Annotated in this window: 21 protein-coding genes and 1 tRNA gene; 11 read left to right on the top strand and 11 right to left on the bottom strand. The window is 58.3% G+C overall.

All coding sequences use genetic code 11. The features are described from left to right. Nucleotides 1-313 precede the first annotated feature (313 nt). Both dksA and GOW16_RS10035 read left to right on the top strand, forming a co-directional pair. Nucleotides 314-736 carry an RNA polymerase-binding protein DksA gene (dksA, locus tag GOW16_RS10040; protein WP_170414657.1) on the top strand — a complete coding sequence of 141 codons (423 nt, stop codon included), beginning with the start codon at nucleotides 314-316 and terminating at the stop codon, nucleotides 734-736. Nucleotides 737-807: 71 nt separating this feature from the next. After that, a complete protein-coding gene (locus GOW16_RS10035) occupies nucleotides 808-1959 on the top strand; it encodes an FAD-dependent monooxygenase (RefSeq protein ID WP_170414085.1) in 1152 nt (383 codons plus the stop codon). Between the two features lie 3 nt (nucleotides 1960-1962). On the opposite strand, the gene xth is transcribed toward GOW16_RS10035, so the two are convergent. Beyond that, nucleotides 1963-2742: an exodeoxyribonuclease III gene (gene xth / locus GOW16_RS10030; protein WP_170414082.1), complete on the bottom strand. Its 780-nt coding sequence runs from the start codon at nucleotides 2740-2742 to the stop codon at nucleotides 1963-1965. Nucleotides 2743-3023: 281 nt separating this feature from the next. After that, nucleotides 3024-3347: a HesB/IscA family protein gene (locus tag GOW16_RS10025; RefSeq protein ID WP_170414078.1), complete on the bottom strand. Its 324-nt coding sequence runs from the start codon at nucleotides 3345-3347 to the stop codon at nucleotides 3024-3026. A 76-nt stretch (nucleotides 3348-3423) separates the two neighbouring features. On the opposite strand from GOW16_RS10025, the gene GOW16_RS10020 reads away from it, so the two are divergent. Further along, the gene (locus tag GOW16_RS10020) at nucleotides 3424-4566 is read left to right on the top strand and encodes a deoxyguanosinetriphosphate triphosphohydrolase (protein WP_170414075.1); all 1143 of its coding nucleotides are present in this window, start codon (nucleotides 3424-3426) and stop codon (nucleotides 4564-4566) included. On the opposite strand, the gene GOW16_RS10015 is transcribed toward GOW16_RS10020, so the two are convergent. Then, nucleotides 4567-5118 (bottom strand): hypothetical protein, encoded by a 552-nt coding sequence (locus GOW16_RS10015; protein ID WP_170414072.1) that lies wholly within the window; start codon nucleotides 5116-5118, stop codon nucleotides 4567-4569. A gap of 131 nt (nucleotides 5119-5249) precedes the next feature. Between GOW16_RS10015 and argS the strand changes: the two genes are divergently transcribed. From argS to GOW16_RS09985, 6 genes are all read left to right on the top strand, one after another. Next, entirely contained in the window at nucleotides 5250-6995 is a 1746-nt protein-coding gene (gene argS / locus GOW16_RS10010) for an arginine--tRNA ligase (RefSeq protein ID WP_170414069.1), read from the top strand. Between the two features lie 39 nt (nucleotides 6996-7034). Next, nucleotides 7035-8147: an SPOR domain-containing protein gene (locus tag GOW16_RS10005; RefSeq protein WP_254429730.1), complete on the top strand. Its 1113-nt coding sequence runs from the start codon at nucleotides 7035-7037 to the stop codon at nucleotides 8145-8147. Continuing rightward, nucleotides 8144-9151, top strand: coding sequence for a beta-N-acetylhexosaminidase (gene nagZ, locus GOW16_RS10000; RefSeq protein WP_170414066.1), 1008 nt, complete (start codon nucleotides 8144-8146; stop codon nucleotides 9149-9151). Before GOW16_RS10005 ends, nagZ begins: the two co-directional genes overlap by 4 nt. Next, nucleotides 9141-9935 (top strand): segregation and condensation protein A, encoded by a 795-nt coding sequence (locus GOW16_RS09995; RefSeq protein WP_170414063.1) that lies wholly within the window; start codon nucleotides 9141-9143, stop codon nucleotides 9933-9935. Before nagZ ends, GOW16_RS09995 begins: the two co-directional genes overlap by 11 nt. Continuing rightward, nucleotides 9928-10590 (top strand): SMC-Scp complex subunit ScpB, encoded by a 663-nt coding sequence (gene scpB / locus GOW16_RS09990; RefSeq protein ID WP_170414059.1) that lies wholly within the window; start codon nucleotides 9928-9930, stop codon nucleotides 10588-10590. The genes GOW16_RS09995 and scpB overlap by 8 nt, the downstream gene beginning before the upstream one ends. A 63-nt stretch (nucleotides 10591-10653) precedes the next feature. Continuing rightward, nucleotides 10654-10824, top strand: coding sequence for a hypothetical protein (locus GOW16_RS09985; protein WP_159089934.1), 171 nt, complete (start codon nucleotides 10654-10656; stop codon nucleotides 10822-10824). Nucleotides 10825-10876: 52 nt separating this feature from the next. Here GOW16_RS09985 and GOW16_RS09980 read toward each other — a convergent pair whose 3' ends face one another. The 8 genes from GOW16_RS09980 to GOW16_RS09945 all read right to left on the bottom strand — a co-directional run bounded on the left by GOW16_RS09980 (nucleotide 10877) and on the right by GOW16_RS09945 (nucleotide 16260). Beyond that, entirely contained in the window at nucleotides 10877-11953 is a 1077-nt protein-coding gene (locus GOW16_RS09980; RefSeq protein ID WP_170414056.1) for a 2'-deoxycytidine 5'-triphosphate deaminase, read from the bottom strand. A gap of 61 nt (nucleotides 11954-12014) precedes the next feature. Further along, nucleotides 12015-12091, bottom strand: a tRNA-Pro gene (locus GOW16_RS09975). 61 nt (nucleotides 12092-12152) lie between these two features. Continuing rightward, on the bottom strand, nucleotides 12153-12788 hold the full coding sequence (locus tag GOW16_RS09970; RefSeq protein ID WP_170414053.1) for a MerR family transcriptional regulator: 636 nt from the start codon (nucleotides 12786-12788) through the stop codon (nucleotides 12153-12155). Between the two features lie 18 nt (nucleotides 12789-12806). Continuing rightward, entirely contained in the window at nucleotides 12807-13109 is a 303-nt protein-coding gene (ihfA, locus tag GOW16_RS09965) for an integration host factor subunit alpha (RefSeq protein ID WP_008755922.1), read from the bottom strand. Nucleotides 13110-13205: 96 nt separating this feature from the next. Then, complete coding sequence (locus GOW16_RS09960; protein ID WP_170414051.1) at nucleotides 13206-14177, bottom strand: beta-ketoacyl-ACP synthase III; 972 nt, start codon at nucleotides 14175-14177, stop codon at nucleotides 13206-13208. Between the two features lie 21 nt (nucleotides 14178-14198). After that, on the bottom strand, nucleotides 14199-15287 hold the full coding sequence (gene plsX / locus GOW16_RS09955) for a phosphate acyltransferase PlsX (RefSeq protein WP_170414046.1): 1089 nt from the start codon (nucleotides 15285-15287) through the stop codon (nucleotides 14199-14201). Between the two features lie 24 nt (nucleotides 15288-15311). Next, nucleotides 15312-15518, bottom strand: a complete 207-nt coding sequence (gene rpmF / locus GOW16_RS09950) for a 50S ribosomal protein L32 (RefSeq protein WP_008756996.1) — start codon at nucleotides 15516-15518, stop codon at nucleotides 15312-15314. Nucleotides 15519-15723: 205 nt separating this feature from the next. Further along, on the bottom strand, nucleotides 15724-16260 hold the full coding sequence (locus GOW16_RS09945; RefSeq protein ID WP_170414043.1) for a YceD family protein: 537 nt from the start codon (nucleotides 16258-16260) through the stop codon (nucleotides 15724-15726). A gap of 84 nt (nucleotides 16261-16344) precedes the next feature. Here GOW16_RS09945 and GOW16_RS09940 point away from each other — a divergent pair, with 84 nt between their 5' ends. Together GOW16_RS09940 and GOW16_RS09935 are read left to right on the top strand one after the other, a co-directional pair. Further along, entirely contained in the window at nucleotides 16345-16818 is a 474-nt protein-coding gene (locus GOW16_RS09940; protein ID WP_170414040.1) for an outer membrane protein assembly factor BamE, read from the top strand. A gap of 98 nt (nucleotides 16819-16916) precedes the next feature. Further along, nucleotides 16917-17651: a GNAT family N-acetyltransferase gene (locus GOW16_RS09935; RefSeq protein ID WP_170414037.1), complete on the top strand. Its 735-nt coding sequence runs from the start codon at nucleotides 16917-16919 to the stop codon at nucleotides 17649-17651. Nucleotides 17652-17663: the final 12 nt, after the last annotated feature.

Here is a 17663-nt window from a genome sequence, read left to right as displayed (position 1 = left end):
TTGACAAGACAGGTCGCTGCGTCGCGCGGGGCGAAATTGATGTGCGACTCCAATGCCTTTGGTTGATTCGGGCGCGAACACGGGGTGCGACAATTAATGGGGCGCCCCAAAAATGCCTGTTAATTTTCACAGAAAAACAAGGAATTGTTGTTTTAAGTCTCATATTTAGAGGAGCAGAAACGGCACGCAATCGGGCTACGTTTCCATAGTGACATTCCCCCCGCTGTCGGATAAACGCACCGCAGAAGGGGATTGCCGCATGTCAGGTGAAGCAAAGGTGACCGGCGTTGCAGGCCACACCGAGGGAGCAAAAATGAAGCAGGAAGTATTTCTGCCGGAGGATTATCGTCCAGCCGAAGACGAACCATTTATGAACGACAAGCAGTTAGAGTATTTTCGTCGTAAACTGCTGGAGTGGAAGACTGAACTTTTGGCAGGCAGCCGCGACACGATCGAAGGGCTGCAGGACAACACCCGCAACATTCCGGACGTCGCAGATCGCGCAAGCGAGGAAACTGATCGTGCGCTGGAACTGCGGACCCGTGATCGCCAGCGCAAGCTGGTAGCCAAGATCGACTCGGCCCTGCGCCGGATCGACGAGGGGGAGTACGGGTATTGCGAGATGACGGGCGATCCGATTTCGCTGAAACGTCTGGATGCGCGTCCAATCGCGACCATGACGCTGGAAGCGCAAGAGCGCCACGAGCGTCGCGAAAAGGTCCACCGCGACGATTGATCGCTGTGAAAATGCACAATTCTCAAACGCCGGGGTCTTTCGCTCCGGCGTTTTTGCTTTAAGCCAGTGACATGAATATCAACGGTCTGAAATTTGGCATCATCGGCGGTGGTATTGGCGGAATTTCCGCAGCTCTGGCGTTGCGGCAACGCGGGGCTCAGGTCGTGGTTTTTGAACAAGCTGCCGAATTGACCGAAGTTGGCGCGGGCCTGCAGATCAGCGAAAATGGAATGGTCGTGCTGCGTGCCCTGAACGTTGTGGGCGAAACGCCCGAGGCGGGCCTGCGGTCTTACGGAACGGTGCTGCGCGACTATAGGGCAGGGCGATCAATCAGCGAGATACCTGCGCCTGCCGCTGGACCGACCTACTATTACCATCGTGCCGATTTGCTGGGATTACTGCACAAGGCGGCGTATCGGGAAGGTGTCGAGTTTCAATTGGGCGCGCGCGTTGCGCAGGTTTGCAAACACCCTTCCGAAGCCGAGATTGTTCTGGATGATGGCACCAAAACAGCGGTTGATTGCGTCATTGCCGCCGATGGCGGACGAAGCGACATCCGCGCTGATCTGAACGGCCCCGAGACGGCGGAATTCACGCATCAGGTGGCGTGGCGGGCTACGATTCCGTGGGCACGGCGCGATCAAAAACCGCGCGCTGTTCTGACCATGGGGCCGGGGCGGCACGTGGTAACCTATCCGCTTCGTGATCACACGCTGATGAATGTCGTTGCCATAGAGGAACGTTCTGACTGGCAGGATGAGGGCTGGCGCCTGCGCGGCGACCCCGAGGACTTGCGGGCGCGATTCTCTGATTTTGGGGGCGCCGTCGGAGAGATACTGAAACAGGCGCAGGAACCCCATATTTGGGCGTTGTTCCTGCGTCCGGTTGCAGAGCGCTGGCAGAACGGCCGCGTTGCATTGCTAGGGGATGCGGCTCACCCGACGCTCCCATTTATGGCGCAGGGTGCGTGTCTTGCGCTGGAAGATGCCTGGGTATTGGCCCGATCTTTTGAAGATCAATCCGGGATATCGCAGGCGCTGTCCGCATATGAAACCCACCGTCACCGCAGGGCGCAGCGTGTTGTTGCGGCGGCTGGGGCGAATGCCCGCAATTTCCATCTGCGTGGCCCAATGCGGTTGGCCGCACAGGCCGCACTGATGGCGGTCGGACCACGATTTTCCCGGAAGTACGAGTGGGTTTACAGCTACGACGCGACGGCCTGAATTTTACAAGTCCAGATCCACCCAAACAGGGACATGGTCCGAGGGCTTTTCGTGTCCGCGTATTTCGGCATCGATCCGGCAATCGCGCATCAGATCTGCGGCCTGTGGTGTCAGCAGAAAATGGTCGATACGAATCCCGTCGTTCCGGTTCCAAGCACCGGCTTGATAGTCCCAGAACGAATAGTGCTCGGGGCTTTGTGTGACAGCGCGGAACGCTTCGGTGAACCCGAGGTTCAGGATTTTGCGGAACGCCGCGCGGCTTTCCGGGCGGAACAGAGCATCCTCCCGCCACGCATCGGGGCGTTTGGCGTCTTCTGCCTGCGGGATGATGTTGTAATCCCCAGCCATCAGCGCGGGTTCTTCGCTTGCCAACAATTCACGTGCGCGATCATAGAGCCGTTCCATCCAGGACAGCTTGTATTCGTATTTCGGACCCGGAACCGGGTTGCCATTGGGCAAGTACAAACCGCAGATACGCAGGGCTTTTTTTCCGATAACGGTCGCCTCGATCCAGCGCGCCTGTTCGTCCTCGTCATCACCGGGAAGTCCGCGGGTCACATCCTCCAACGGCAGCTTGGATAGAATCGCCACGCCGTTAAAGCTCTTTTGTCCGTGCGTTTCAACGTTGTAACCGCGCTCTTCAAACAGCTCACTGGGAAAATTTTCGTCAATCGATTTGATTTCTTGCAGCAGCACAACGTCTGGCTGGGCGTCATCAAGCCAGCGGGGTAGGGCCTCGGCCCGCGCTTTGATGCCGTTGATATTGAACGTGGCGATTTTCATGCGCGATCCTCCGTTACCTGTTGGCAACCTATCGCGCAGAATGAAGCCAGCGGCAAGGCGGAGGAGATTTTGCGAGGCTCTGCCTCGCGCTCCGAGGTATTTTTAGCCAGATGAAGAAACGGTTTCTTAACCAATCTTCTCGAAAACAGTTTTGCGGTACAGGCGGAGGCGCCGATGACCGCGCCAGGTGAAGCTCTCTGATGCGAGTGTCAGAGAGCGGATCCTTGCTTCATCTGGCTAAAAATACCTTGGGGGTGTGGGGGCAAAGCCCCCGCCAGTAATCACATCGAAAAGGATGTGCCGCATCCACAAGAAGAGGTGGCATTTGGGTTCTCGATCACAAACCGAGCGCCGATCAGTTCCTGCGTGAAATCTATGACCGCGTTTTCCAGAAACGGTAGAGATACCGAGTCGACAATCACTTTTTGACCTTTGCCTTCCAGCACAAGGTCATCCTCTTTGGGTTCATCCAGCGCGATTTCGTATTGAAAACCGGAACATCCGCCGCCTTCCACTGCAACGCGCAGGGCCTGACCCTGATCCGCTGCGCCGATCTCGGCCAGACGCTCAAACGCGCGTTCTGTAACTGTGGGGGGCAGATTCATGCCATACTCCAAAGGTTTATTTCCTTTACGCCTTACAATATAGAAAGTGCAAGGACAGGCGACAAGGACAAGACCTTTGAACATAGCGGGTTTTGCCTCGAACCCAGGCCGCGCTAGAGGGCGGCTTGTGCCAGAGGAGGAAAGCAGTTTCCGGTCATGCTTTCAACGCGACAGGGATCGGATCATTCATGCCAGCGCGTTTCGGCGGCTTAAGCACAAGACACAGGTGTTTGTTGAGCACGAAGGCGACAGTTATCGCACGCGTCTGACCCATTCCATCGAAGTGGCTCAAGTCGCACGGACAATTGCGGGGGCATTGGGTCTGAACGGTGAACTGACCGAGGCGGTTGCCCTAGCGCATGACCTAGGACACACGCCTTTCGGTCATACGGGTGAGGATGCGCTGCATGCGCTCATGGAGCCCTATGGCGGGTTCGATCACAACGCTCAGGCCATACGGATTGTGACCAAGCTGGAACGTCACTATGCCGAGTTTGACGGATGCAACCTGACATGGGAGTGCCTAGAGGGGATTGCCAAGCACAACGGGCCGGTCACCGGTGATTTGCCGTGGGCGCTGGCCGAGTGTAACGCGGGTTTTGATCTGGAGTTGTACACTCATGCCAGTGCCGAAGCACAGGTTGCCGCCCTTTCGGATGATATAGCCTATAATAACCATGACCTGTTGGACGGTCTGCGGGCGGGTCTGTTCACGGATGATGAAATCGGGCAATTGCCGATTGTCGGTGACTGCTATGCCGAGGTGGATTGGAAATATCCGGGTTTGGATTCATATCGCCGCAGGCATGAGGCGTTACGGCGTGTTTTTGGTGTCATGGTTTCCGATGTCATCGTCACTTCGCGTGGGCTGATCGCTAACTCTGGCGCGCAGACTGTCGAAGAAATTCGCAACCTGGGGTATCCGGTCATCCAGTTCTCGGGTGGTTTGTGGGCGCAACTCAGGGAAATTCGCGCTTTTCTTTTCAAGCAGATGTACCGCGCGCCCAGCGTTATGGATGTGCGTGCCGAGGTCAGCAAGGTCGTCGAAGACCTGTTTCCGATCTACCTTAACGATCCGAAACAAATGCCTGCACGGTGGCATGACGATATTGAGGCGGCCAGCGATGAAACGGCGCTGGCACGGATTGTCTCGGATTATATTGCGGGTATGACGGACCGATTTGCTCTGCAGGATCATGCCAGACTGGCCGGTGCCTGATCACTCGATCCCGATATAGGCAAGCGCCCAGACCTGCTGGCCCGACTGTTCGGCCGCCAGATCGGCGTCATCGGTCGGGGGAAAGACAATCATTGTGGGGCCATAGCCGCCAATTCCCATCGGAGAGCCGTCAGCGTGGGTCGCGACAATGGGTTGGTGGGCGGTGATGCTGTCCCACGGAATTTCGGATTGATAGCCGTCCATGGCCATTGGCTTGGCGGTTTTCCCTTCAGCCCCGGCCAAGGTCATCACGTCCGACAGACGTGGTCCAGAAAAAGCGATGTCGCGTTGATTGTCTTCAGGGCCGTATGGGATTGTAATCTCAACCTGTTCCAGACCGTCCAGCATGGATGCGTCAAATCCGGCCGCCCCGTCGTGCTGAACCTCAAGGAATCCCAGCAATCCTCCGTCATTCTCACCGCGGGCTGGAAGGTTGGTTTCCGTGACAGCTCCGCCAAGGGTCAGAAGCACATGGCCTTGGGCCGAGGGCATGTCGGCCCAAACCGGCACGGCAGATGTCAGAACAAAGGCGAGGGGTAGGGCAAAGCGCATGGGTTTTTCTCCGGCTGGAATTTTCACCGAGATTAGTTATGTCTACCGCTAATCCAAGCGGAAACTGCTCGCTTCCATTGACCTTGCCGGTTTGCGTGGTAAACCGCCGGGCAAGCAAAAGGACATCCGAAATGAACCTGTTTTCCGAGATCCGCGGCCTCGTGCTGGACGCGCTGGCACAGATGCAGTCCGAAGGCGCTCTGCCCGAAGGGCTGAGCTTTGACAACGTGGCGGTTGAACCGCCGCGCGATGCCGCGCATGGCGATATGGCGACAAATGCGGCAATGGTGCTGGCGAAACCGGCCAAGATGAAGCCGCGCGACATTGCCGATGTGCTGGCCGGAAAACTGGCCGAGGACGCGCGGATCACAAGCGCCGAAGTGGCCGGTCCCGGGTTTCTGAACCTGCGTCTTGCACCATCGATCTGGCAGGGCGTACTGGCGGCGGTTCTGGAAAAGGGAACCGATTATGGCCGCTCGACCATGGGGCATGGCCAAAAGGTCAACGTGGAATACGTGTCCGCGAACCCCACCGGCCCGCTGCATGTGGGCCATACACGGGGCGCTGTGTTCGGCGACGCTCTGGCAAGCCTTCTGGCGTATTCGGGCCATGACGTGACCCGTGAATATTACATCAACGATGGCGGTGCGCAGGTGGATGTGTTGGCGCGGTCCGCGTACGAACGGTATCGCGAGGCCAATGGCTTGAGCCCTGAGATTGCCGAAGGTCTCTATCCCGGCGACTACCTGATCCCGATCGGTGAGGCGCTGAAAGAGAAATATGGTGACAGCCTGATCGACAAGCCTGAGGCTGAGTGGCTGGAAGAACTGCGCGAGTTCTCGACCGACGCGATGATGGATCTGATCCGGGCCGACCTGAAGGCGCTGGGTGTCGAGATGGATGTGTTCTTCTCGGAGAAATCGCTCTACGGCACAGGCCGGATCGAAGCTGCGCTTCAATCCCTGACCGATAAGGGCCTCATCTACGAAGGCGTTCTGGAGCCGCCGAAAGGCAAAAAGCCCGAGGATTGGGAGCCGCGCGAGCAAACCCTGTTCAAATCGACCGAGCATGGTGATGACGTCGACCGGCCGGTCAAGAAATCGGACGGCAGCTGGACCTATTTTGCCCCGGATATCGCGTATCACTATGACAAGGTGACCCGTGGCTTTGACGCGTTGATCGACGTGTTCGGCGCGGATCACGGTGGTTATGTCAAACGGATGAAAGCAGCTGTATCAGCGCTGTCCGATGGCAAGGTGCCGCTGGATATCAAGCTGACTCAGCTGGTGAAGCTGTGGAAGAATGGCGAGCCGTTCAAGATGTCCAAGCGGGCAGGGAACTTTGTCACCCTGCGCGATGTGGTTGATCAGGTGGGGCCGGATGTGACCCGCTTCGTCATGTTGACGCGCAAGAACGATGCACCGTTGGATTTCGATTTCGACAAGGTGTTGGAGCAAAGCCGCGAGAATCCTGTGTTCTACGTGCAATACGCCCATGCCCGTGTCATGAGCGTGCTACGCCGTGCCGCCGAGGCGGATATCGCTACGGACGTCGCGACCCTCAAGGGGGCTGACCTGGGCAAGATCGACCATGCCTCGGAACTGACGGTCGCTAAAAAGCTGGCCGAATGGCCGCGTTTGATCGAAATTGCCGCGCGCACCAACGAGCCGCATCGGGTTGCCTTTTACCTGTATGAACTGGCGGGCGACTTCCACGCGCTGTGGAACAAGGGCAACGATGAAACCCAGCTGCGGTTCATTCAGGATGGCGATGTTGCCACAAGCCAGTCAAAAATCGCATTGGCCCGGGCCGTTTCTGTTGTGATTTCAGCGGGCTTGGGTATTCTTGGCGTCACCCCGGCGCAGGAGATGCGGTAACTAACACCGCCCGAACCGCCGGTCTGAGGCAGACAAGAAATGACCCGCGCGCCACTTTTTAAGGCGCAATCGGGCGGTGAGGCGGACATGGCAAGTTACGATTACTCGGGGCAAATGCGCCCTGAGGAGATGCATTACACGAATCAGCCACATCCTGAGGATGGGTATGAATATTCCGACGACTCCTATGGCTATGAACAGGCACCGCGAGGGGCTGGGTTAGGCCGCATCGTCAACGTCATGGGCGCTGTTGCGTCGCTGGCACTGGTCGCCGGGATCGGTGTTTGGGGCTATAAGCTGGTGATGCGCGACGTCAGCGGTGTGCCCGTTGTTCGTGCCATCGAAGGACCGATGCGAATTCAGCCGGAAAATCCTGGCGGCACCCCGGCCGATCACCAGGGTCTGGCCGTGAATGCAGTGGCCGCTGTTGGAACAGCGGCCCCGCCGGCAGATCGCCTGATCCTCGCGCCGCGCCCGGTTTCCCTGACAGACGAAGACACGCCGGTTGAGCCACTAAAGCCGACCCAAGCCGTGCATGTCGTCGAAGAAGAGATCTCGGATCAAGAGGCCGCACAGCTACGCCAGAGTTCGGTTGACGCTTTGGTTGCCGAATTGGCCGGTGGTGAGGCGAAAGCCGATGATCCTGCCGAGCAGGGCGTTCAGCTCGCGTCTTTGGCATTGCCCGAGGAAGAGCCCGCCATCGATCCCGCCGATCTGGCCGCGCAATTGCCAGACCCGGAACTGGCGGCATTGCCGGGTGTTCGTCGTTCGCTGCGTCCGACCACACGGCCTGCGCGCAGGACAGCCAGCGGGATTTCAGCAAATAGCAATACCGAGGCCGCCATCAACGCCGCTGTCAAAGCCGCGGTCGGGCTGGATGTAGATCCGAATACACTGTCCAAGGGGACACGCATGGCCCAGTTGGGCGCATATGAAAGCTCGGATGTGGCCCACGCGGAATGGGACCGTCTGAATGGTCGATTTGGTGAATATATGGATGGAAAACAACGCGTTATCCAGAAAACATCAAGTGGTGGCCGGACGTTCTATCGCTTGCGTGTTCTTGGGTTTGAGGACCTGAGCGACTCGCGTCAGTTCTGTGCCGCTCTGGTCGCGCAAGGAGCTGACTGTATCCCGGTTGCTGTTCGGTGACATTTGGCGCTGCGATCTCTGATGCTGAAGGCCTGCGCCTGACATCTGAGGAAAAGAACCTGTTCCGTCAAATGAACCCATTTGGGTTCATTCTGTTCGCGCGAAACGTTGATACCGCCGATCAGGTGCGCGCCCTGTGCGACGATTTTCGCGAAGCTGTCGGGCGTAATTGCCCCATCACCATCGATCAGGAAGGGGGCCGTGTACAGCGGCTGCGCGCTCCGTTGGCGCGTGAATGGATGCCGCCCTTGGATCACGCTGGGCGTGCCGGGGATCAGGCAGAACGCGCCATGTATCTGCGGTATCGGCTAATCGCAAAGGAACTGTTCGAACTTGGCATCGACAGCAACTGCGCCCCGATGGTTGACTTGGCACGCGACGATACGCATGCGTTCTTGAAGAACCGCTGTTATGGCTCTGACCCCAAAAGAGTTTCTGCCCTTGGCCGCGCGGTCTCGAAAGGGCATCTGGACGGAGGCGTTTTGCCGGTGGTCAAGCATATGCCGGGTCATGGATTGGCGACACTGGACAGCCACCACGACCTGCCGCATGTGGACCTGACACACGATCAGTTGGAGCGGGCAGATTTCGAACCGTTTCGGGCGCTGAATGACCTGCCGATGGGGATGACCGCGCATCTGGTCTATGACCGAATTGATCCGCAACCGGCTACGATTTCACCGACGATGATTGGCTTGATCCGCGACAAGATCGGATTTGATGGGCTTATCATGACCGATGATATCTCAATGAAAGCGCTGAGTGGCGCGCCCGAAGAGATTGCCGGCCAGGCACTGGCCGCAGGATGCGACGTGGTTCTGCACTGCAATGGAACGTTCGACGCCCGCGCCAAGGTGTTGGAAGCTGCCGGAGAAATGACCGCGCAGGCGCAAAAGCGCGCGGAAAAGGCGCTGTCGATGCGGCAAAAGCCTGTGGAACTTGACATCCAAGCGACTGAGGCTGAACTATCTGCCCTAATGGGCGGGCAGGTATATGAACGATAATCTATTCAGCGAAGACCCGGTCTCGGTCGCGGATCGTCTTGCGGCCGAAGCGCTGATTGTTGACGTCGATGGGTTTGAAGGCCCGCTCGATGTATTGCTGACCTTGTCACGAACCCAAAAGGTTGATCTGCGGAAGATCTCGGTTCTGGCGCTGGCACAGCAATATCTTGCCTTTGTGGAAAAAGCCCGCGCACTGCGGATTGAACTGGCTGCCGACTATCTGGTGATGGCGGCGTGGCTGGCCTTTCTGAAATCCCGCCTTTTGCTGCCGCTCGATCCGGATGACGAAGGCCCGTCAGGTGAGGAACTGGCCGCGCACCTGGCGTTCCAGTTGGAACGCCTGCAGGCCATGCGGGATTCTGCCGCCCGTTTGATGGCCCGCGACCAGCTTGGCCGCGATTTCTTCAAACGCGGGCAGGGTGAGGATATCACCCGTATCCGGACCGTGACGTACTCTGCCACGCTGCTTGACCTGATGCAGGGATACGCCCGTATCCGAACTCGGGATGAGTTCCGCCCCTTCGTCATGGACCGCGACGCCGTGTTCACAATGGAACAAGCGCTGGAGCGGATGCGCCCGCTGATCGGGTTCGCGGGCGCGTGGACGGATATGGAAACCTATCTGCCTGACGGTTGGGATGCTGACCCGGTGCGCCGCCGCTCGGCCACGGCTGCGACCTTTGCGGCCTCGCTGGAACTGGTGAAAGAAGGACATATGGAGATGAAGCAAAGCGAGACCTTTGCCCCGATCCATTTGCGCAAGAGGACTGACACACGTGACTGACGAACCGCAAGACGAAGGCACCGGCACTCTGTTCGAAGCGCCCCCACTGGCGGAGCAGGAGCGCATGGTCGAGGCCGTGCTGTTCGCGAGTTCCGAGCCGGTAACGATCGCCGATCTTGAGGCGCGGATGCCCCATGGCAGCGATGCGGCGCAAGCGATTGAAATTCTTCAGAAACGATATGAGGGCCGCGGCGTGCGCGTCGTCCGCGTGGGCGAAGCCTGGGCCATTCGCACCGCCCCCGATCTGGGTTTTCTGATGCAAAAGGAAACGGTTGAAACCCGCAAGCTGAGCCGTGCGGCCATCGAAACGCTGGCCATTGTCGCCTATCACCAGCCCTGCACGCGGGCTGAGATCGAAGAGATCCGGGGTGTCTCGGTCTCGCGCGGAACAATCGACCAACTGTTGGAAATGGAGTGGATCCGTCTGGGTCGCCGTCGGATGACGCCGGGTCGGCCGGTGACATTTGTGGTGACGCCGCAATTTCTGGACCATTTCGGGCTGGAGAACGCGCGCGACCTGCCGGGCCTCAAGGAGCTGCGTGCCGCTGGGTTGCTTGAGAACCGTCCGCCGCCAGGTACGATCCCGTTGGGAGAGGGGCGCGAAGAAATTGATGGTGAAGACGAGGACCAGACCGAACTGTTCGAGGAAGAGTGATAACTTGGCCCTTTTGTTGCCATTGGAATCAACTATGTTGTGGCCAAGTTGAGGAGTTGAGCAATGAATATGAATCGCATCATCGACATGATCATCCGTCAGATCATGCGACGGGTTGTCAACAAAGGCATCGACAAGGGTTTTGATGTGGCGGGCCGGATGGGCAAGCCCAAACAGAGATCGGCTGTGCCTCATGACTCGGGTGCAAATGACGACAGCAACCGTCAAGCATAATAGTTAGGTCCGGCGCAGCCAGTGATCCACAGCTGCACCGGAACAAGCGGTGTCACACAGCCTTAAAGTGTTTGGAAAGTTTCAAGCCTTGTCCCTGATAGTTTGACGCAATTCCCGCGCCATAAAGCTGCGTCGGCATTTCGGCCATCTTCTCGTAGACCAGCCGCCCAACAACCTGCCCGTGTTCCAAAACAAAGGGCGCCTCGTGGCAGCGTACTTCCAACACGCCGCGTGATCCCGCGCCGCCCGCTTCGGCGTGACCGAAGCCGGGGTCGAAGAAACCAGCATAGTGAACCCGGAACTCGCCCACCATTGCAAGGTAGGGGGCCATTTCTGCGGCATACATTGGCGGGATATGAACCGCCTCGCGACTAACGAGAATGTAGAATGCACCGGGGTCCAAGATGATGCGGCCATCGGTGGTGCGCACCTCTTCCCAGTATTCCTGCGGGTCGTATTCGCCAATTCTGTCCAGATCGATCACACCGGTATGCGGTTTGGCGCGATAGCCGACCAGATCGGTGTCGGGCAATTGCAGGTCGACCGAGAAACCCAGCCCGTCCTGAATGACTGCAGGTCCGTCGACCAGAGGGGACGCGTTGTGCAATGCGGTCAATTCTGGGTCGCTAAGCACGGCCTGACCCTGACGAAAGCGGATCTGGTTCAGCCGCATGCCCGGTCTCACCAGGACCGAGAAGGAGCGAGGGCAAATCTCGGCATATAGCGGCCCGGCATAGCCCGCAGGCACCCGGTCGAACTCGGTTCCTCCATCGGTGATTGTGCGGGTCAGCAGATCCAGCCGCCCGGTCGAGCTTTTGGCGTTGGCCACCGCGCTGGTGTCAGCGGGTAGGGCCAGCGACTCCATCAGCGGCACCAGATAGACGCAGCCTTTTTCAAGAACTGCCCCGTCGGTGATGTCGATGCGGTGCATCTCAAACTCGGCCAGACGATCCGCAACCGAGCGTCCTTCGCCCGCCAGGAACGAGGCTCGGACCCTGTAAGCGACTGTACCCAAACGTAAATCTAGGCTGGCAGGCTGGACTTGTGCCGGGATAACCTCGGGGTTCGCAGTAATTTCGCCACGGCCAATCATTGCCTCGATCTGCTGGTTTGGGCATACACCTGTCATTCCGATCCCCCCTGATGCCAGAGCGGGATCTGGCCTGTCTGCCATAAACGTCGGTGTGATTTGGTCGGGCTAGCAGGACTCGAACCTGCGACCTTCCGTCCCCCAGACGGACGCGCTACCAGGCTGCGCCATAGCCCGACGTTGAGGTGTTCATAAAGACTTTCCCGGCGGGGGCAAGAGGAAATCATCGCCTTTTTTCTTATCCTGCCGACCGGTTCTCAATTCGGTTGATTACAGCGCGCAGGTCCTTGGCGATGGGCGCGATCCGACGCAGAAGATCATCGTCAAACTCTGTCCGCTCCCATGCTTGTGTGGCGATGCCGCCCATCAGTGGGGCTTCATCCAGATACTCGGGCTCGGGCTGAGGTGGCTGTGCCTGCGGTTTCTGCGGGGCAGGTTGGGGCGTATCTACCTGAGGGGCCTGTGCTGCGGGTTCAATTGCTTCGGCCGCCGGGTCACCCAGATCCAGATCGATCTGATCGTTGGGCGCAGCTGGCTTTGCCGAAAAGGGCACGACAACGTTTTCGTCTGCCGGGGCGCTCTCGGGCGCGGCTGGCTCGTCCAGGCTGGGCGACAGCGAGGAGACATAGGCCACGCCTTGTTCGCGCAGGATGCGCTGGACGCCCTTAATGGTGATCCCGTCCTCGTGCAGCAATTTTTTGATACCACCCAATAGGCGCATATCGTTCGGCCGGTAATACCGGCGCCCGCCCGCCCGTTTGACGGGTTTGACCTGACTGAAACGGCTTTCCCAGAATCGCAGGACATGAGCCTGAACGCCCAACCAGTCCGCAACTTCACTTATTGTGCGAAAGGCGTCGGGGGACTTGCTCATAACCGTTACGTCCCGAACTTACTTGCGATTCCCTGCGGCGACGCGATCCTTCATCAGGTGCGACGGGCGAAATGTCAGGACCCGGCGGGGTTGAATTGGGACTTCTTCGCCGGTTTTGGGGTTACGACCGATGCGGGCCGTTTTGTCCCGAACACTGAACGTGCCAAACGATGAAATCTTGACCTGCTCACCCCGGACAAGTGCGTCCGACATGTGGTTCAAGACGCTTTCGACAAGCTGTGCGCTTTCATTGCGTGAAAGGCCAACCTCGCGGAAAACAGCCTCGCTCAGATCCATTCGCGTCAGTGTTTTATCGCCCATACCTATTCCCCTGTTGTTAACAAAGAATATGGTGATGGCAAATTCGCTGTCAATATCAATGAATTGCACGAGGCTGTGTAAGCCGTTTTGCGCCGGTTACCAGCGCAGAACCACTGCGCCCCATGCCAGACCGCCACCGATAGCCTCGGTCACGATCAGGTCACCAGCCTTGATCTGGCCCCGTTGTTTGCCCACCGAAAGGGCCAGGGGAATCGATGCAGCGGACGTGTTGCCGTGATCCTGAACCGTCACGACAACGTTTTCCATCGGCAGGCCCATTTTCTTGGCGGTGCCCTGAATGATGCGAATATTGGCCTGATGCGGCACGATCCAGTCCACATCGCCGCTGCTTAGCCCGGCACGCCCCAGCGCAGTTTCTGCGGTCTTCGCCAGTTTCTCGACCGCATGACGGAAAACCTGGTTGCCCTGCATACGCAGATGACCGGTCGACTGGGTAGATACGCCGCCATCGACATAGAGCAAATCTTTGTAGCGCCCGTCGGAATTCAGGTCGGTTGCCAGAATGCCGCGATCCTGTGACGTGCCTTCCCCGTCCTGCAGTTCCAGCACCAGCGCACCGGCACCGTCGCCAAATAGCACACAGGTCGACCGATCGGTCCAATCCATGATCCGCGAAAACGTCTCGGCACCAATGACCAGCACACGTTTTGCCTGACCGGAAACGATCAATGCGTTGGCGTTGCAGAGGGCAAAGACGAAACCTGCACATACGGCCTGAACGTCGAATGCGAACCCGTGGGTCATACCAAGGCGCGCCTGAACCATGGTCGCGGCAGAAGGGAAGGTCAGGTCGGCCGTCGAAGTCGCCAGAACGATCGCGTCGATATCCTCGGCCTTCAGGCCAGCATCGGCCAGAGCGGCCTCGGCAGCGTTGGTCGCCAGATCGGAAGTGGTTTCGCCATCGGCGGCAAAGTGGCGGCGTTCGATTCCCGAGCGGGACCTAATCCACTCATCTGACGTATCGAGCGTTTTTTCAAATTCGGAGTTCGGAACGATGCGCTCTGGCAAATAGTGTCCGACACCTACAACAACTGAACGGCCTGCCATTTGGGGTTACTGCCTTTATTGTTATTCGCCCGCCTTTGGCGGTACGTGCGCGGCATCTTGTGCAAGCTGGGCTGTCGATGCAACCCGTGCCGCTAATTTTTCGGCAAAACCGGACTGGGCCAGCGTAAAGGCCAGTTTGATCGCCGCCGAAACTCCGGTGGCATCTGCGCCACCATGCGATTTGACCACGGTTCCATTGAGGCCAAGGAAAACACCGCCATTCACCCGGCGCGGATCGATCCGTTTTTTCAGGCGGTTCAGAGAAGTGATTGCCAGAACCGAAGCCAGACGCGAGAGCGGAGAATACTTGAACGCCTCGCGAAGAAGATCCCCGATCAGACTTGCGGTGCCTTCACCTGTCTTGATCGCGACGTTTCCGGTAAAGCCATCGGTAACAATGACATCGGCCTTGTCACCGGGAATGTCGCTGCCTTCCACGAAGCCCACAAAATCGAAATTCGCCTGATCCGCGAATTCTGTGATCATCGTGTGGGCTTCTTTCAGTTCCGCCCGACCTTTGTGTTCTTCAGTGCCAACATTCAGCAAACCGATGCGGGGCCGATCCAGCGCCATGCCGTTGCGGGCATACGAGGCCCCCATCAGCGCATATTGCAGCAGATCCTTGGCATCGGCCCGCACATCTGCACCGACGTCCAACATCACGTTGAAGCCTTGGGGGTTGCGCGACGGCCACAGAATCGCGATGGCCGGGCGGTTCACACCCGGCAATTTGCGCAACCGCATCATCGACAGCGCCATCAGCGCGCCGGTATTGCCGCAGGACACGGCACCATGGGCCTCGCCCTTGCGCACCGATTCCAGCGCTGACCACATCGACGTCTGTTTGCCGCTGCGAACAACCTGGCTGGGCTTATCCTCCATCGTGACCACGTCGGGGCAATCACGAAAAACGACGCGCCCGTTCAGGACACGCCGTTTGGCGACAAGTTTGCGCAGCTTTTGCTCAGGTCCATGCAGAACGAAGGCGATGTCGGGGTTCTTGTTTGCCGATTTGGCAATGCCCGCCACCACAGTAGCGGGCCCCGAATCTCCGCCCATAGCGTCCACCGAGATGGTAATCCGTCCGGCTTGCGTGGGCTGTTCCGTCATGCCTTGGCCTGCGCTTAGAAAGACTTAGGCCGCGTCTTCGTCCAGGTCGATTTCGTCGGCCTGAGCGACGACTTCACGGTCATCATAGTGGCCGCAGGACGCGCAAACGTGGTGGGGGCGCTTCAGCTCACCACAGTTGGGGCATTCGTTCGGGTTTGCAGCAACCAGAGCGTCATGTGCGCGGCGGTTGTTGCGGCGCGACTTGGAAACTTTGTTCTGTTGGACAGCCATGGTCTCAACCTTTGTCTATTAAGGGTCAGCAGATTCGCTGCTGGCCGGGTTTCATTCTTCGTTTTCTCGTGGTTTGACGCGCGTTTAGGCGACGAGCCCCGCAATGTCCAACCCAAATTCCGATGAGCGCGCGAAAATACTGCGATTCTCGACATGTTCAAGCGATTTTTCTGGAGGCCTGCTATGACAGGAAAACAGACCTGTGTCACTCGTCTTTTTTCAAAGCATCGCGCAAATTCGCCAACCCGGCAAACGGCTTTGCATCCTCGTCCGTCATCGTCTGTTTGCCCGGCTCGGTATAGTCTGCCTGTTCCAACTCTGCGCCGTCCTTGCGCGGATATTGGGGCAGGGCCAGCGACAGTGCCTCAACCATCACCGATGCGGGGTCGATCTCCGCACCCAACGGTTCGGTTTCATCACCCTCGGGAATTTCAAACTCGGGCTCGTCAGGGTCTTGCCAGTCGGCCATATAGACCCGTGACACCGGGACATCGATACGCGTGGTCACGGGTTCAAGCGTCACGACACAGGGTTGAATCACAGTTGCCCCCAATTTTCCGGAAAGAATCCAGTCGCGTTTGCCTTGTGCCCTTACGTCACCTACAAAGCTGAGCTTACGCAGCCCCAACAGGCCCAGATCGGTTTTGATCGCCTCCAACCCCTTATTGTCGGGGCGCAGATCAAACGGAGTCGGTGCGTTTTGCGGCAGATCGGCCACCCGCAGAGATGTATTGGTATTCATTCGTGACCCTTTCGTGTGTTGAACCGGGGCTGCGGTTTATGTAATCGGATAGGGTCCGCAAGGTCCCAAGGCAAGAGGATGTAAATGTTGAAGGTTGTGAACAGGTTGAAACCCGCGTCCAAAACGCTTGTCTTTGCGGCCTGTCTTGTTGCGGCTGGCGCGTGCACGCCCATCTTCAAGAATCACGGATACGTTCCGCCAGCCGACCAACTGGCCGAGATCAAAGTGGGCGTCGATACCCGTGACAGCGTGGTTGAAACCATCGGTGCTCCGACCTCGGCCGGATTGGTGAAGGATTCGGGTTTCTACTATGTGCGCTCGCGCGTGCGCCATTACGGCCCCAAGCGTCCCGAAGTCGTGTCGCGTGAATTGGTTGCGATCAGCTTTGACCAGCGTGGCGTTGTGCGCAACATCGAGCGTTTTGGCCTGGAAGATGGCTATGTGGTGGTGCTGGACCGCCGCGTGACCGAATCCAGCGTTCAGAATCGTGGCTTCCTGCGCCAGCTGTTGGGTAACATCGGTAACTTCAACCCAGCGAACATTCCGGGGTCTAATTAAGTCACCGCCGCCTCTTGCTTCGGTCACAGTACAGTCACATGTTCTGTGATAGAACCGCTGCAACGTAAAGCAGGTCAGCAACCGCGGAGGATGCGACCATGGCAATATTGCTGGGGAAGGGCAGGTACCGGGCTCGTCTGGCGCTATCCCCACAGGATGTGGAGGCGGCGCAAGCGCTGCGTACGCTGGCATTCGGAACGGATCAGACCGATCAGGACGATTTCGATTCGGTCTGCGCACATATCCTTGTTGAGGATTCGCGCGCCGATGGACAGCTGGTGTGTTGTTTCAGAATGCTGACGATCGATAACGGGTCCGAAGTTGACCGCAGCTATTCAGCCCGATTCTACGATCTGTCCGCGCTCAGGGATTTCGACGGCCGAATGGTCGAGATTGGGCGTTTCTGTATTCACCCAGAATGGACTGACCCGGATATCCTGCGGGTTGCCTGGGGCGCGATGACCAACTTCGTGGACGACAACAATGTCGAGATGCTGTTCGGCTGTTCGTCCTTTGCAGGAACAGAAACGGAAGATTATCTGGACGCATTTGCCATGCTGAAACAGCGGCACTTGGCGCCAAAACGCTGGCTGCCGCGGGTCAAGGCGCCTGATGTTTTCAAGTTTGCATCCCGCCTGCGGCGTAGGCCGGATGTGAAAAAAGCGATGTTGCGGATGCCCCCTTTGCTGCGCACTTATCTGATGATGGGCGGATGGGTCAGTGATCACGCGGTGGTGGATCGGCACATGAACACGTTGCATGTGTTCACCGGGCTCGAGGTTGGTGCGATTCCACCGGCGCGTAAACGGCTGCTGCGGGCGGTCGCAAGTTAAACGCCGTTGACG

The organism is Ruegeria atlantica, from assembly GCF_013033965.1.
In the GTDB taxonomy this organism is placed as follows: domain Bacteria; phylum Pseudomonadota; class Alphaproteobacteria; order Rhodobacterales; family Rhodobacteraceae; genus Ruegeria; species Ruegeria atlantica_D.
This window is presented reverse-complemented; position numbering and strand designations above follow the sequence as displayed.

What these genes read in the sequence shown, in the direction of transcription:
- dksA (WP_170414657.1), top strand. Translation starts at nt 314, where the DNA reads ATGAAGCAGGAAGTATTTCTGCCGGAGGATTATCGTCCAGCCGAAGAC.
- GOW16_RS10035 (WP_170414085.1), top strand. Translation starts at nt 808, where the DNA reads ATGAATATCAACGGTCTGAAATTTGGCATCATCGGCGGTGGTATTGGC.
- xth (WP_170414082.1), bottom strand. Translation starts at nt 2,742, where the DNA reads ATGAAAATCGCCACGTTCAATATCAACGGCATCAAAGCGCGGGCCGAG.
- GOW16_RS10025 (WP_170414078.1), bottom strand. Translation starts at nt 3,347, where the DNA reads ATGAATCTGCCCCCCACAGTTACAGAACGCGCGTTTGAGCGTCTGGCC.
- GOW16_RS10015 (WP_170414072.1), bottom strand. Translation starts at nt 5,118, where the DNA reads ATGCGCTTTGCCCTACCCCTCGCCTTTGTTCTGACATCTGCCGTGCCG.
- argS (WP_170414069.1), top strand. Translation starts at nt 5,250, where the DNA reads ATGAACCTGTTTTCCGAGATCCGCGGCCTCGTGCTGGACGCGCTGGCA.
- GOW16_RS10005 (WP_254429730.1), top strand. Translation starts at nt 7,035, where the DNA reads ATGACCCGCGCGCCACTTTTTAAGGCGCAATCGGGCGGTGAGGCGGAC.
- GOW16_RS09995 (WP_170414063.1), top strand. Translation starts at nt 9,141, where the DNA reads ATGAACGATAATCTATTCAGCGAAGACCCGGTCTCGGTCGCGGATCGT.
- GOW16_RS09985 (WP_159089934.1), top strand. Translation starts at nt 10,654, where the DNA reads ATGAATATGAATCGCATCATCGACATGATCATCCGTCAGATCATGCGA.
- GOW16_RS09980 (WP_170414056.1), bottom strand. Translation starts at nt 11,953, where the DNA reads ATGACAGGTGTATGCCCAAACCAGCAGATCGAGGCAATGATTGGCCGT.
- GOW16_RS09970 (WP_170414053.1), bottom strand. Translation starts at nt 12,788, where the DNA reads ATGAGCAAGTCCCCCGACGCCTTTCGCACAATAAGTGAAGTTGCGGAC.
- ihfA (WP_008755922.1), bottom strand. Translation starts at nt 13,109, where the DNA reads ATGGGCGATAAAACACTGACGCGAATGGATCTGAGCGAGGCTGTTTTC.
- GOW16_RS09960 (WP_170414051.1), bottom strand. Translation starts at nt 14,177, where the DNA reads ATGGCAGGCCGTTCAGTTGTTGTAGGTGTCGGACACTATTTGCCAGAG.
- plsX (WP_170414046.1), bottom strand. Translation starts at nt 15,287, where the DNA reads ATGACGGAACAGCCCACGCAAGCCGGACGGATTACCATCTCGGTGGAC.
- rpmF (WP_008756996.1), bottom strand. Translation starts at nt 15,518, where the DNA reads ATGGCTGTCCAACAGAACAAAGTTTCCAAGTCGCGCCGCAACAACCGC.
- GOW16_RS09945 (WP_170414043.1), bottom strand. Translation starts at nt 16,260, where the DNA reads ATGAATACCAATACATCTCTGCGGGTGGCCGATCTGCCGCAAAACGCA.
- GOW16_RS09940 (WP_170414040.1), top strand. Translation starts at nt 16,345, where the DNA reads ATGTTGAAGGTTGTGAACAGGTTGAAACCCGCGTCCAAAACGCTTGTC.
- GOW16_RS09935 (WP_170414037.1), top strand. Translation starts at nt 16,917, where the DNA reads ATGGCAATATTGCTGGGGAAGGGCAGGTACCGGGCTCGTCTGGCGCTA.